At 70.4% G+C, this 12,754-nt stretch carries 12 protein-coding genes; 11 read left to right on the forward strand and 1 reads right to left on the reverse strand.

What is annotated here, in order from left to right:
- Positions 1-59: 59 nt before the first annotated feature.
- On the reverse strand, positions 60-560 hold the full coding sequence (gene bldD / locus ACFVHO_RS32095; RefSeq protein WP_016638847.1) for a transcriptional regulator BldD: 501 nt from the start codon (positions 558-560) through the stop codon (positions 60-62).
- Positions 561-800: 240 nt separating this feature from the next.
- Here bldD and pyrR point away from each other — a divergent pair, with 240 nt between their 5' ends.
- From pyrR to rpoZ, 11 genes are all read left to right on the forward strand, one after another.
- Complete coding sequence (gene pyrR, locus ACFVHO_RS32100; RefSeq protein ID WP_190119581.1) at positions 801-1,376, forward strand: bifunctional pyr operon transcriptional regulator/uracil phosphoribosyltransferase PyrR; 576 nt, start codon at positions 801-803, stop codon at positions 1,374-1,376.
- 137 nt (positions 1,377-1,513) lie between these two features.
- Entirely contained in the window at positions 1,514-2,527 is a 1,014-nt protein-coding gene (locus ACFVHO_RS32105; RefSeq protein WP_289953507.1) for an aspartate carbamoyltransferase catalytic subunit, read from the forward strand.
- A 4-nt stretch (positions 2,528-2,531) separates the two neighbouring features.
- A complete protein-coding gene (locus tag ACFVHO_RS32110; RefSeq protein WP_385722354.1) occupies positions 2,532-3,818 on the forward strand; it encodes a dihydroorotase in 1,287 nt (428 codons plus the stop codon).
- Positions 3,815-4,495, forward strand: coding sequence for a hypothetical protein (locus ACFVHO_RS32115; protein ID WP_385722357.1), 681 nt, complete (start codon positions 3,815-3,817; stop codon positions 4,493-4,495). Before ACFVHO_RS32110 ends, ACFVHO_RS32115 begins: the two co-directional genes overlap by 4 nt.
- Positions 4,492-5,634, forward strand: a complete 1,143-nt coding sequence (gene carA, locus ACFVHO_RS32120; protein ID WP_385722360.1) for a glutamine-hydrolyzing carbamoyl-phosphate synthase small subunit — start codon at positions 4,492-4,494, stop codon at positions 5,632-5,634. Before ACFVHO_RS32115 ends, carA begins: the two co-directional genes overlap by 4 nt.
- Positions 5,627-8,944 (forward strand): carbamoyl-phosphate synthase large subunit, encoded by a 3,318-nt coding sequence (gene carB / locus ACFVHO_RS32125; RefSeq protein WP_385722363.1) that lies wholly within the window; start codon positions 5,627-5,629, stop codon positions 8,942-8,944. Before carA ends, carB begins: the two co-directional genes overlap by 8 nt.
- Before the next feature lie 140 nt (positions 8,945-9,084).
- A complete protein-coding gene (locus tag ACFVHO_RS32130) occupies positions 9,085-10,197 on the forward strand; it encodes a quinone-dependent dihydroorotate dehydrogenase (RefSeq protein WP_385722366.1) in 1,113 nt (370 codons plus the stop codon).
- Positions 10,194-11,039 carry an orotidine-5'-phosphate decarboxylase gene (pyrF, locus tag ACFVHO_RS32135; protein WP_385722369.1) on the forward strand — a complete coding sequence of 282 codons (846 nt, stop codon included), beginning with the start codon at positions 10,194-10,196 and terminating at the stop codon, positions 11,037-11,039. The genes ACFVHO_RS32130 and pyrF overlap by 4 nt, the downstream gene beginning before the upstream one ends.
- A 391-nt stretch (positions 11,040-11,430) precedes the next feature.
- The gene (locus ACFVHO_RS32140) at positions 11,431-11,754 is read left to right on the forward strand and encodes an integration host factor (protein WP_016638838.1); all 324 of its coding nucleotides are present in this window, start codon (positions 11,431-11,433) and stop codon (positions 11,752-11,754) included.
- A 62-nt stretch (positions 11,755-11,816) separates the two neighbouring features.
- Positions 11,817-12,410, forward strand: coding sequence for a guanylate kinase (gene gmk / locus ACFVHO_RS32145; RefSeq protein WP_385722372.1), 594 nt, complete (start codon positions 11,817-11,819; stop codon positions 12,408-12,410).
- Positions 12,411-12,474: 64 nt separating this feature from the next.
- Positions 12,475-12,747 (forward strand): DNA-directed RNA polymerase subunit omega, encoded by a 273-nt coding sequence (rpoZ, locus tag ACFVHO_RS32150; protein ID WP_030360466.1) that lies wholly within the window; start codon positions 12,475-12,477, stop codon positions 12,745-12,747.
- Positions 12,748-12,754: the final 7 nt, after the last annotated feature.

Genomic DNA, 12,754 nt, shown 5'->3' on the forward strand with positions numbered 1-12,754 from the left:
ACCAAATAGATAAACACCACCAAAGACGAACGTTTCTGCTCAACTCTCCCTTGGGAGAATCAGACCTCTTCGTGGGCCACGGCGCGGCGCGCGTCGGCGTCGAGGACGCCCCAGCTGATGAGCTGCTCGGTGAGCACCGAGGGCGACTGGTCGTAGATGACGGCGAGGGTGCGCAGGTCGTCCTGGCGGATGGAGAGGACCTTGCCGTTGTAGTCGCCGCGCTGGGACTGGATCGTGGCGGCGTAACGCTGCAGGGGGCCCGCCTTCTCGGCCGGGACGTGGGCGAGCCGCTCCAGGTCGAGGACCAGCTTGGGCGGGGGCTCGGCGGCGCCGCCGGGCGGGGTGCCGGGGAGGAGTTCCTGCACCGGAACGCCGTAGAAGTCCGCCAGCTCGGCAAGGCGCTGCACGGTCACGGCACGGTCGCCGCGCTCGTACGACCCGACCACTACGGCCTTCCAGCGACCCTGGGACTTCTCCTCGACTCCGTGGAGGGAAAGGCCCTGCTGGGTGCGGATGGCGCGGAGCTTGGCCCCGAGCTGTTTGGCGTATTCGCTGGACATATAGCTCCCCGGACGCTGTGACAACGTGCGGCTCCGCCGCGCTGCTGGTGACTCACTGTGAGGTTACGCAGCGTTACTTGGCTGCGTCAAGCCGAATGGGTCCGAGGGCCCCTTCCGTGGGGGTGGCGACGGCCCGCGTTGCCGTTGCTGGTACCGTGAGAAACGGTGCTGACGCAGTTGGCGCAATTTAGACGTCCTTTAAGGTCCGTCCCGTGAGGCGGAGAAGGAGGTCCGTTTTACATGGACACGCATGACTCCGATGTCGCGCGGCCCGTTCTCGAAGGCCCTGACATCGCACGGGTGTTGACCCGTATCGCGCACGAAATCGTCGAGCGCGCCAAGGGCGCGGAGGACGTGGTCCTGCTCGGCATTCCCACTCGAGGTGTCTTCCTCGCCCAGCGGCTCGCCGCGAAGCTCGAGGAGATCACCGGCCGCAAGATCCCGGTCGGCTCCCTCGACATCACGATGTACCGCGACGACCTGCGGATGCACCCGCCGCGCGCCCTCGCCCGCACCGAGATCCCCGGTGACGGCATCGACGGCCGCCTCGTCGTCCTCGTCGACGACGTGCTCTTCTCCGGCCGCACCATCCGCGCCGCCCTCGACGCCCTGAACGACATCGGCCGCCCGCGCGCGGTGCAGCTCGCCGTTCTCGTCGACCGCGGCCACCGAGAACTGCCCATCCGCGCCGACTACGTAGGCAAGAACCTCCCGACGTCGCTGCGGGAGACGGTCAAGGTCCAGCTCGCCGAGGAGGACGGCCGCGACGCCGTGCTGCTCGGTGCCAAGCCGACCGCTCCGGCCGGCGAGCGCTAGCTCCTTCCCGCACGACCGGCCCCCGTGGCCCCTGGTCCGTGCGCGAGCCGACGCGCGCCCGCATGCCCGCCGTGCCCCGCGGGGGACACCCCCACCCGGGCACCCGCACACCTGAATTCCCTTACGGAGCCCACCAGATGATGCGACACCTCATCTCGGCCGCCGACCTCACCCGCGACGACGCCGTTCTCATCCTCGACACCGCGGAGGAGATGGCCCGCGTCGCCGACCGGCCGATCAAGAAGCTGCCGACCCTGCGCGGCCGCACCGTCGTCAACCTCTTCTTCGAGGACTCGACCCGGACCCGGATCTCCTTCGAGGCCGCCGAGAAGCGCCTCTCCGCCGACGTCATCAACTTCACCGCCAAGGGATCGAGCGTCTCCAAGGGCGAGTCCCTGAAGGACACCGCCCAGACCCTGGAGGCCATGGGTGTCGACGCGGTCGTCATCCGCCACGGAGCCTCCGGCGCGCCCTACACGCTCGCGAACTCCGGCTGGATCGACGCGGCCGTCATCAACGCGGGCGACGGCACCCACCAGCACCCCACCCAGGCCCTCCTCGACGCCTTCACCATGCGCCGCCGTCTGGTCGGCCGGGACGCCGGGCTCGGCCAGGACCTGGCCGGCAAGCGCGTCACGATCGTCGGCGACATCCTGCACAGCCGCGTCGCCCGCTCCAACGTGGACCTGCTGCACACCCTCGGCGCCGACGTCACCCTCGTCGCGCCGCCCACCCTGGTCCCGGTGGGCGTCGAGCACTGGCCGTGCGAGGTGTCGTACGACCTCGACCGGGTGCTGCCCAAGTCGGACGCCGTGATGATGCTGCGTGTGCAGCGCGAGCGCATGAACGCCGCGTTCTTCCCCACCGAGCGGGAGTACTCCCGCCGCTACGGCCTCGACGGCGAGCGCATGGCGCGGATGCCCGAGCACGCCATCGTGATGCACCCCGGTCCGATGGTCCGCGGCATGGAGATCACCGCCGAGGTCGCCGACTCCGACCGCTGCACGGTCGTCGAGCAGGTCGCCAACGGCGTCTCGATCCGCATGGCCGTCCTGTACCTGCTCCTCGGCGGCAACGAGCCCGCCGTCACCCACACCCGCCCCGCCACCGAGCGCCCCGCGCACACCGTTCTCTCGGACGAGGAGAAGTAAGACCATGAGCAAGATCCTGATCCGTGGCGCGCAGGTGCTCGGCGGCGAGCCGCAGGACGTCCTGATCGACGGCGACACCGTCGCCGAGGTGGGTACGGACCTGAGCGCCGAGGGCGCCACCGTCGTCGAGGCCGACGGCAAGGTGCTCCTCCCGGGCCTGGTCGACCTGCACACCCACCTGCGCGAGCCCGGCCGCGAGGACTCCGAGACGGTCCTCACCGGCACCCGCGCGGCCGCCAGCGGTGGCTACACGTCCGTGTTCGCGATGGCCAACACCTTCCCCGTCGCCGACACCGCCGGCGTCGTCGAGCAGGTGTACCGCCTCGGCAAGGAGTCCGGCTACTGCGACGTGCAGCCCATCGGCGCCGTCACCGTCGGCCTGGAGGGCAAGAAGCTCGCCGAGCTGGGCGCCATGCACGAGTCGGCGGCCGGTGTCACGGTCTTCTCCGACGACGGCAAGTGCGTCGACGACGCCGTGATCATGCGACGCGCCCTGGAGTACGTGAAGGCCTTCGGCGGTGTCGTCGCCCAGCACGCGCAGGAGCCGCGGCTCACCGAGGGCGCCCAGATGAACGAGGGCGTCGTCTCCGCGGAGCTCGGGCTCGGCGGCTGGCCCGCGGTGGCCGAAGAATCGATCATCGCCCGGGATGTCCTGCTCGCCGAGCACGTCGGTTCCCGCGTGCACATCTGCCACCTGTCGACCGCGGGCTCCGTGGAGATCGTGCGCTGGGCCAAGTCCCGCGGCATCGACGTCACGGCCGAGGTCACCCCGCACCACCTGCTCCTCACCGACGAGCTGGTGCGCAGCTACAACCCGGTCTACAAGGTCAACCCGCCGCTGCGCACCGAGCGCGACGTCATGGCCCTGCGTGAGGCCCTGGCCGACGGCACCATCGACATCGTCGCCACCGACCACGCCCCGCACCCGCACGAGGACAAGGACTGCGAGTGGGGCGCGGCCGCCATGGGCATGGTCGGCCTGGAGACCGCCCTGTCCGTCGTCCAGCACACGATGGTCGACACCGGCCTGCTCACCTGGGCGGGCGTCGCCGACCGGATGTCCCACACCCCGGCCCGGATCGGGCAGGCCGACGGCCACGGCCGCCCCGTCTCGGCAGGCGAGCCCGCGAACCTCACCCTCGTCGATCCGGCATACCGTGGACCCGTGGACCCCGCGGGATTCGCCTCCCGCAGCCGCAACACCCCCTACGAGGGCCGTGAGCTGCCGGGACGCGTCACGCACACGTGGCTGCGGGGCCGGGCCACGCTCGTCGACGGGAAGCTCCAGTGACCGCTACACACGTTCTTGCCACCCACCTGACCCACCTGGCCGCCGAGGAGAAGTCGGCGGAGGTCACCGACTGGGCCGCCCGCATCGGCTGGGTCGTCGGCCTGCTGCTCTTCATCGCGCTCGTCTACTGGCTGATGCGCGAGGGCTGGAAGTGGCGCGGCACGCTCCAGAGCGACCTGCCGGAGCTCGCCGCCCGCCCGTCTCCCGCCACCACCCTCAACGGAGACGGCGAGCCGTCACAGCCCGGAATGCCGTCCGACCCCGGCCCGGCCAAACTGGAGCTGACCGGCCGGTACCACGGCTCCACCACCGCGGGCCAGTGGCTCGACCGGATCGTGGCGCACGGCCTGGGCACCCGCAGCCGGGTGGAGCTGACCCTCACCGACGCGGGCCTGGACGTCGTACGCCCCGGGGCACGGGACTTCTTCATCCCGAAGGAGGCCCTGCGCGAGGCCCGGCTCGACAAGGGCATCGCGGGCAAGGTCCTCGCCGAGGGCGGTCTCCTGATCGTCACCTGGGCGCACGGCGACAAGCTCCTCGACTCCGGCTTCCGCTCGGACCACGCGGCCGAGCAGGCGGAGTGGGTCACCACCATCAACAACATGATCGACAGCACCGAGACCGACGGCGCCGACGCCGAGGTCGACAGCACGACGCAAACGGAAGGCGCACGATGACGACCTCCACTCGGGGAGCCGTGAAGACTCCCGCCGTACTCGTCCTGGAGGACGGCCGCATCTTCCGCGGGCGCGCCTACGGGGCCGTGGGGGAGACCTTCGGAGAGGCCGTGTTCTCCACCGGCATGACCGGCTACCAGGAGACCCTCACCGACCCGTCGTACCACCGCCAGGTCGTCGTGATGACCGCCCCGCACGTCGGCAACACCGGCGTCAACGACGAGGACCCCGAGTCCGCGCGGATCTGGGTCTCCGGCTACGTGGTGCGCGACCCCGCGCGCGTGCCCTCCAACTGGCGCGCCAAGCGCTCCCTGGACGAGGAGCTGGAGCGCCAGGGCGTCGTCGGCATCAGCGGCATCGACACCCGCGCGCTCACCCGCCACCTGCGTGAGCGCGGCGCCATGCGCGTCGGCATCTTCTCCGGGGACGCCGTCTCCGGAGACGCCGACCTGCTCGCCAAGGTGCAGGAGGCCCCGCAGATGAAGGGCGCGAACCTGTCCGCGGAGGTCGCCACCAAGGAGACGTACGTCGTCCCCGCGATCGGCACCAAGAGGTTCACGGTCGCCGCCGTCGACCTCGGCATCAAGGGCATGACCCCGCAGCGCATGGCCGAGCGTGGCATCGAGGTGCACGTGCTGCCCGCCACCGCCACCGCCGAGGACGTCTACGCGGTCAACCCCGACGGCGTGTTCTTCTCCAACGGCCCCGGTGACCCCGCCACCGCCGACGGCCCCGTCGCCGTCATGCAGGAGGTCCTGAAGCGCGGGACGCCGCTGTTCGGCATCTGCTTCGGCAACCAGATCCTCGGCCGCGCGCTCGGCTTCGGCACGTACAAGCTGAAGTACGGCCACCGCGGCATCAACCAGCCCGTGCAGGACCGCACCACGGGCAAGGTCGAGGTCACCGCGCACAACCACGGCTTCGCCGTCGACGCGCCCCTGGACAAGGTCTCCGACACCCCCTACGGGCGCGCCGAGGTCTCCCACGTGTGCCTCAACGACCAGGTCGTCGAGGGCCTCCAGCTCCTCGACCAGCCTGCCTTCAGCGTCCAGTACCACCCCGAGGCGGCCGCCGGCCCGCACGACGCCGCGTACCTCTTCGACCGCTTCACCACCCTGATGGAGGGCCAGCGTGCCTAAGCGCACCGATATCCAGTCCGTCCTGGTCATCGGCTCCGGCCCGATCGTCATCGGCCAGGCCGCGGAGTTCGACTACTCCGGCACCCAGGCGTGCCGCGTCCTCAAGTCCGAGGGCCTGCGCGTCATCCTCGTCAACTCGAACCCCGCGACGATCATGACCGACCCGGAGATCGCCGACGCCACGTACGTCGAGCCGATCACCCCGGAGTTCGTCGAGAAGATCATCGCCAAGGAGCGCCCCGACGCGCTCCTGCCCACCCTCGGCGGCCAGACGGCACTCAACACGGCCATCTCCATGGACGAGCAGGGCGTCCTCGCGAAGTACGGCGTCGAGCTGATCGGCGCCAACGTCGAGGCCATCAACAAGGGCGAGGACCGCGACCTGTTCAAGGAGGTCGTCGAGGCCGTCCGCGCCAAGATCGGACACGGCGAGTCCGCGCGCTCCGTGATCTGCCACTCCATGGACGACGTCCTCGGCGGCGTCGAGGAGCTCGGCGGCTACCCGGTCGTCGTCCGCCCGTCCTTCACCATGGGCGGCGCCGGTTCCGGCTTCGCGCACAACGAGGACGAGCTGCGCCGCATCGCGGGCCAGGGCCTCACGCTCTCGCCGACCACCGAGGTGCTCCTGGAGGAGTCCATCCTCGGCTGGAAGGAGTACGAGCTGGAGCTGATGCGCGACAAGAACGACAACGTCGTGGTCGTCTGCTCCATCGAGAACTTCGACCCGATGGGCGTGCACACGGGCGACTCGATCACGGTCGCGCCCGCGATGACGCTCACCGACCGCGAGTACCAGATCCTGCGGGACGTCGGCATCGCGATCATCCGTGAGGTCGGCGTCGACACCGGCGGCTGCAACATCCAGTTCGCCGTGAACCCCGACGACGGCCGGGTCATCGTCATCGAGATGAACCCGCGTGTCTCGCGCTCCTCGGCGCTCGCTTCAAAGGCCACCGGTTTCCCGATCGCGAAGATCGCGGCGAAGCTGGCCGTCGGCTACACGCTCGACGAGATCCCCAACGACATCACCGAGAAGACCCCGGCCTCCTTCGAGCCGACCCTCGACTACGTCGTCGTCAAGGCCCCGCGCTTCGCGTTCGAGAAGTTCCCGCAGGCCGACTCCACGCTGACCACCACCATGAAGTCGGTCGGCGAGGCCATGGCCATCGGCCGCAACTTCACCGAGGCCCTGCAGAAGGCGCTGCGCTCCCTGGAGAAGAAGGGCAGCCAGTTCTCCTTCACCGGCAAGCCCGGCGACAAGTACACGCTCCTGCGCGCGGCCGTGCGGCCCACCGACGGGCGCATCAACACCGTCATGCAGGCCATCCGCGCGGGCGCCACGCCCCAGGAGGTCTTCGACGCCACGAAGATCGACCCGTGGTTCGTCGACCAGCTCTTCCTGATCAAGGAGATCGCGGACGAGCTGACGGCCGCCGAGAAGCTGGAGCCCGAACTCCTCGCCGAGGCCAAGCGGCACGGCTTCTCCGACGCCCAGATCGCCGAGATCCGCGGCCTGCGCGAGGACGTCGTCCGCGAGGTCCGGCACGCCCTCGGCGTCCGTCCCGTCTACAAGACGGTCGACACCTGCGCCGCCGAGTTCGCCGCCAAGACGCCGTACTTCTACTCCTCCTACGACGAGGAGTCCGAGGTCGCCCGGCGCGAGAAGCCCGCCGTGATCATCCTGGGCTCGGGCCCGAACCGCATCGGCCAGGGCATCGAGTTCGACTACTCCTGCGTGCACGCCTCCTTCGCGCTCAGCGACGCGGGCTACGAGACCGTCATGGTCAACTGCAACCCGGAGACCGTCTCCACGGACTACGACACCTCCGACCGGCTCTACTTCGAGCCGCTCACCCTGGAGGACGTCCTGGAGATCGTCCACGCCGAGCAGCAGGCGGGCCCGGTCGCGGGCGTCATCGTCCAGCTCGGCGGCCAGACCCCGCTCGGCCTCTCCCAGGCCCTGAAGGACAACGGCGTCCCCGTCGTCGGCACCTCGCCCGAGGCCATCCACGCCGCCGAGGACCGCGGCGCCTTCGGCCGCGTGCTCGCCGAGGCGGGCCTGCCCGCGCCCAAGCACGGCACCGCCACCACCTTCGCCGAGGCCAAGGCCATCGCCGACGAGATCGGCTACCCGGTCCTGGTGCGCCCGTCCTACGTGCTCGGCGGGCGCGGCATGGAGATCGTGTACGACGAGACCCGGCTCTCCGCGTACATCGAGGAGTCGACCGAGATCAGCCCGTCCCGGCCGGTCCTCGTCGACCGCTTCCTGGACGACGCCATCGAGATCGACGTGGACGCGCTCTACGACGGCCACGAGCTGTACCTCGGCGGCGTCATGGAGCACATCGAGGAGGCCGGCATCCACTCCGGCGACTCGGCGTGCGCGCTGCCCCCGATCACCCTCGGCGGCCACGACATCAAGCGCCTGCGCGCCTCCACGGAGGGCATCGCCAAGGGCGTCGGCGTGCGCGGCCTGATCAACATCCAGTTCGCGATGGCCGGGGACATCCTCTACGTCCTGGAGGCCAACCCGCGCGCCTCGCGCACCGTCCCCTTCACCTCGAAGGCGACCGCGGTGCCGCTGGCCAAGGCCGCCGCCCGCATCTCGCTCGGCGCGACCATCGCCGAGCTGCGCGCGGAAGGCCTGCTTCCGGCGGTCGGCGACGGCGGCGAGCTGCCGCTCGACGCGCCGATCTCGGTCAAGGAGGCCGTGATGCCCTGGTCGCGCTTCCGCGACATCCAGGGCCGCGGCGTCGACACCGTGCTCGGCCCGGAGATGCGCTCCACCGGCGAGGTCATGGGCATCGACTCGGTGTTCGGCACGGCGTACGCCAAGTCGCAGGCGGGCGCGTACGGTCCGCTGCCGACCAAGGGCCGCGCGTTCATCTCCGTCGCCAACCGCGACAAGCGCTCGATGATCTTCCCGGCGCGGGAGCTCGTCGCGCACGGCTTCGAGCTGCTCGCCACCTCCGGCACGGCCGAGGTCCTCAAGCGCAACGGCATCAACGCCACGGTCGTGCGCAAGCAGTCCGAGGGCGAGGGCCCCAACGGCGAGAAGACCATCGTCCAGCTCATCCACGACGGCCAGGTCGACCTCATCGTCAACACGCCGTACGGCACCGGCGGCCGCCTCGACGGCTACGACATCCGCACGGCCGCCGTCGCGCGCTCCGTGCCGTGCCTGACGACCGTGCAGGGCCTCGCCGCCGCCGTCCAGGGCATCGACGCGCTCAACCACGGGGACGTGGGTGTGCGCTCGCTCCAGGAACACGCGGAGCACCTGACCGACCTGTCTGCGGCCCGCGACTAGCAGCCCACGAGGGGGACACCGGATCCGGTGTCCCCCTCCTCATGCTCCTCATGCTCCTCATGCCGCACGCCTGATGCCTCATGAGGACACCGAGGACACCGAGGACACCGAGGACACTGAGGACTCCGAGGACTCCACCCATGTACAACCTCTTCTTCCGCCTGGTCTTCACGCGCATGGACCCCGAGCGGGCCCACCACATGGCCTTCCGCTGGATCCGGCTCGCCGCCCGCGTCCCCGTCCTGCGCACGTTCGTCGCCGCCGCCCTCGCCCCGCGCCACAAGGAGCTGCGCACCGAGGCCCTCGGGCTGCGCATGCACGGCCCCTTCGGGCTCGCCGCCGGATTCGACAAGAACGCCGTCGCCATCGACGGCATGGCCATGCTCGGCTTCGACCACATCGAGATCGGCACGGTCACGGGCGAGCCACAGCCCGGCAACCCCAAGAAGCGCCTCTTCCGCCTCGTGCCGGACCGCGCGCTGATCAACCGCATGGGCTTCAACAACGAGGGCTCCGCGGCCGTGGCGGCCCGCCTGGCGGCCCGCACGCCGGTCTTCAGGACCGTCGTCGGCGTCAACATCGGCAAGACCAAGGTCGTGCCCGAGGCCGAGGCCGCCGCCGACTACGTGAAGTCCACCGAGCGCCTGGCCCGCCACGCCGACTACCTGGTCGTGAACGTCTCCTCGCCGAACACGCCCGGCCTGCGCAACCTCCAGGCCACCGAGTCGCTGCGCCCCCTGCTCAGCGCCGTCCGCGAGGCCGCCGACCGCAGCGTCGAGGGCCGCCGCGTCCCGCTGCTCGTGAAGATCGCGCCCGACCTCGCCGACGAGGACATCGACGCCGTCGCCGACCTCGCCGTGGAACTCGGCCTGGACGGCATCATCGCCACGAACACCACCATCGCGCGCGAAGGCCTCGGGCTTACGTCCGACCCGGAGCTGTACGCCGAGACCGGCGGCCTGTCCGGCGCGCCCCTCAAGGAGCGCTCCCTGGAGGTCCTGCGCCGCCTCTACGCGCGCGTGGGCGACCGGATCACCCTCGTGGGCGTCGGCGGCATCGAGAGCGCCGAGGACGCCTGGCAGCGCATCCTCGCGGGCGCCACGCTGGTGCAGGGCTACAGCGCCTTCATCTACGAGGGCCCGTTCTGGGCGCGCGGGATCCACAAGGGCCTCGCCGCCCGCCTCGCCACCTCCCCGTACGCCACGCTCGCCGAAGCGGTCGGCGCCGACACCCGAAAGGCCCCCGCAGCATGAGCCCCCAGGAACCCTTCGGCGCCCGGCTGCGCCACGCCATGGACACCCGCGGTCCGCTGTGCGTCGGCATCGACCCGCACGCGTCCCTGCTCGCCGCCTGGGGCCTGAACGACGACATCCGGGGCCTGGAGTCCTTCACCCGCACCGTCGTCGACGCCCTGGCCGACCAGGTCGCCGTCTTCAAGCCGCAGTCGGCGTTCTTCGAGCGCTTCGGCTCGCGGGGCGTCGCCGTCCTGGAGCGGGCGGTCGCGGACCTGCGCGCGGCGGGCGGCCTGGTCGTCATGGACGCCAAGCGCGGCGACATCGGCTCGACCATGGCCGCGTACGCCGAGACCTATCTGCACAAGGACGCCCCGCTCTTCTCGGACGCCCTGACCGTCTCGCCCTACCTGGGCTACGGATCCCTGCAGCCCGCCGTGGACCTGGCGCGGGAGAGCGGCGCGGGCCTGTTCGTGCTCGCCCTCACCTCCAACCCGGAGGGCGCCGAGGTGCAGCGCGCGGTGCGCGAGGACGGCCGGAGCATCGGGGCGACCATGCTCGGGCACCTAGCGGCCGAGAACGCCGGGGCGGCGCCCATGGGGTCCTACGGGGCCGTCGTCGGGGCCACGCTCGGGGACCTGTCGACGTTCGAGCTCGACATCAACGGGCCGCTGCTCGCGCCGGGCATCGGGGCGCAGGGCGCGACCCCGGCCGACCTTCCCCGGGTCTTCGGCGCGGCCGTGCGCAACGTCGTGCCGAACGTCAGCCGGGGCGTCCTGAAGGCGGGGCCGGACGCGGGCGCGCTGCGGGACGCGGCGGCGCGGTTCGCGGACGAGGTGCGGGCCGCGGTGGACGCCGCGTAGGTCTCGGTACTTCTTTCGCCACTTCTTTCGCCGAGAGCGCGCACGTCGGGGGGACAGAAAGGCTTTTCCGGGTGCGGATTCGCGTTTCCGGGAGACGCCGAGGAGGGCGTGCGCGCGCCGAACTGACGCGTTGCTTACGCGACACCCGGCCAAAACAGGGGTGAAATGCCTGAAATGTCGGGCTCAGCAGAGGCTGACCAGGACTTTTCGTCTGTTCTCGCTGACTCCGGCGGCCATGGCCGCTAGTCTCCGACGAGTGGGGGCACCCCCCACACCTTTGAGGTAGTGGGGGACAACGGGCAAGCGCGTTGCACGTTGCTCCCCTGGTGTGGGGCGACTAGGTTCCTCACCGGTCCGTATCCGACAGTTCGACATCCGAGGTGACGTAGGCGTGGCTCTTCCGCCCCTTACCCCTGAACAGCGCGCAGCCGCGCTCGAAAAGGCCGCCGCGGCTCGCCGGGAGCGGGCCGAGGTCAAGAATCGACTCAAGCACTCCGGCGCCTCCCTTCACGAGGTCATCAAGCAGGGCCAGGAGAACGACGTCATCGGCAAGATGAAGGTCTCCGCCCTCCTGGAGTCCCTGCCGGGCGTGGGCAAGGTCCGCGCCAAGCAGATCATGGAGCGCCTCGGCATTTCCGAGAGCCGCCGCGTGCGCGGACTCGGCTCCAACCAGATCGCGTCCCTGGAGCGCGAGTTCGGCGGCAGCGGGGCCTGACGGTCTCAGGCTTCCCGGGGCTCCTGGTCTCAGGCAGTCCCAAGAGGCTGGATAATCGCTGCATGGCTGCTACACCCCGGGGGACGACCCCCGTACCCCCGGACGTACGTCCGCGGCTGACCGTGCTCTCCGGCCCCTCCGGGGTCGGCAAGAGCACGGTCGTCGCTCATATGCGCAAAGAACACCCCGAGGTCTGGCTCTCGGTCTCCGCGACGACCCGCAAGCCGCGCCCCGGCGAGCGTCACGGCGTGCAGTACTTCTTCGTCTCCGATGACGAGATGGACAAGCTGATCGCCAACGGCGAGCTCCTGGAGTGGGCGGAATTCGCGGGCAATCGCTACGGCACGCCCCGCAACGCGGTCCTGGAGCACCTGGAGGCGGGCGTTCCCGTCCTGCTCGAGATCGATCTGCAGGGCGCCCGCCTGGTGCGCGAGTCGATGCCCGACGCCCATCTGGTCTTCCTGGCCCCGCCGAGCTGGGAGGAGCTGGTGCGCCGGCTCACCGGCCGGGGCACGGAGTCGCCCGAGGTCATCGAGCGCAGGCTCGAGGCGGCCCGGGTGGAACTGGCCGCGGAATCCGAGTTCGACGTCACCCTCGTCAACACCTCCGTCGAGGACGTGGCGCGCGAGCTGCTAGCCTTGATGAAGGTTGTTTGATCTTCAACGCGAATTCAACAACCGAATTCACCATCTTCACCGTCCACCTTTCGGAAGGCAGAGCGTGTCCTCTTCCATCACCGCGCCCGAGGGCATCATCAACCCGCCGATTGATGAGCTGCTCGAGGCCACCGACTCGAAGTACAGCCTCGTGATCTACGCCGCCAAGCGCGCCCGTCAGATCAACGCGTACTACTCGCAGCTCGGCGAGGGCCTCCTGGAGTACGTCGGCCCGCTGGTGGACACCCACGTCCACGAGAAGCCGCTCTCGATCGCGCTCCGCGAGATCAACGCGGGTCTGCTGACGTCCGAGGCCGTCGAGGCCCCCGCGCAGTAAGCACCCA

It is taken from the genome of Streptomyces sp. NPDC127108, assembly GCF_042677545.1.
Taxonomy (GTDB): domain Bacteria; phylum Actinomycetota; class Actinomycetes; order Streptomycetales; family Streptomycetaceae; genus Streptomyces.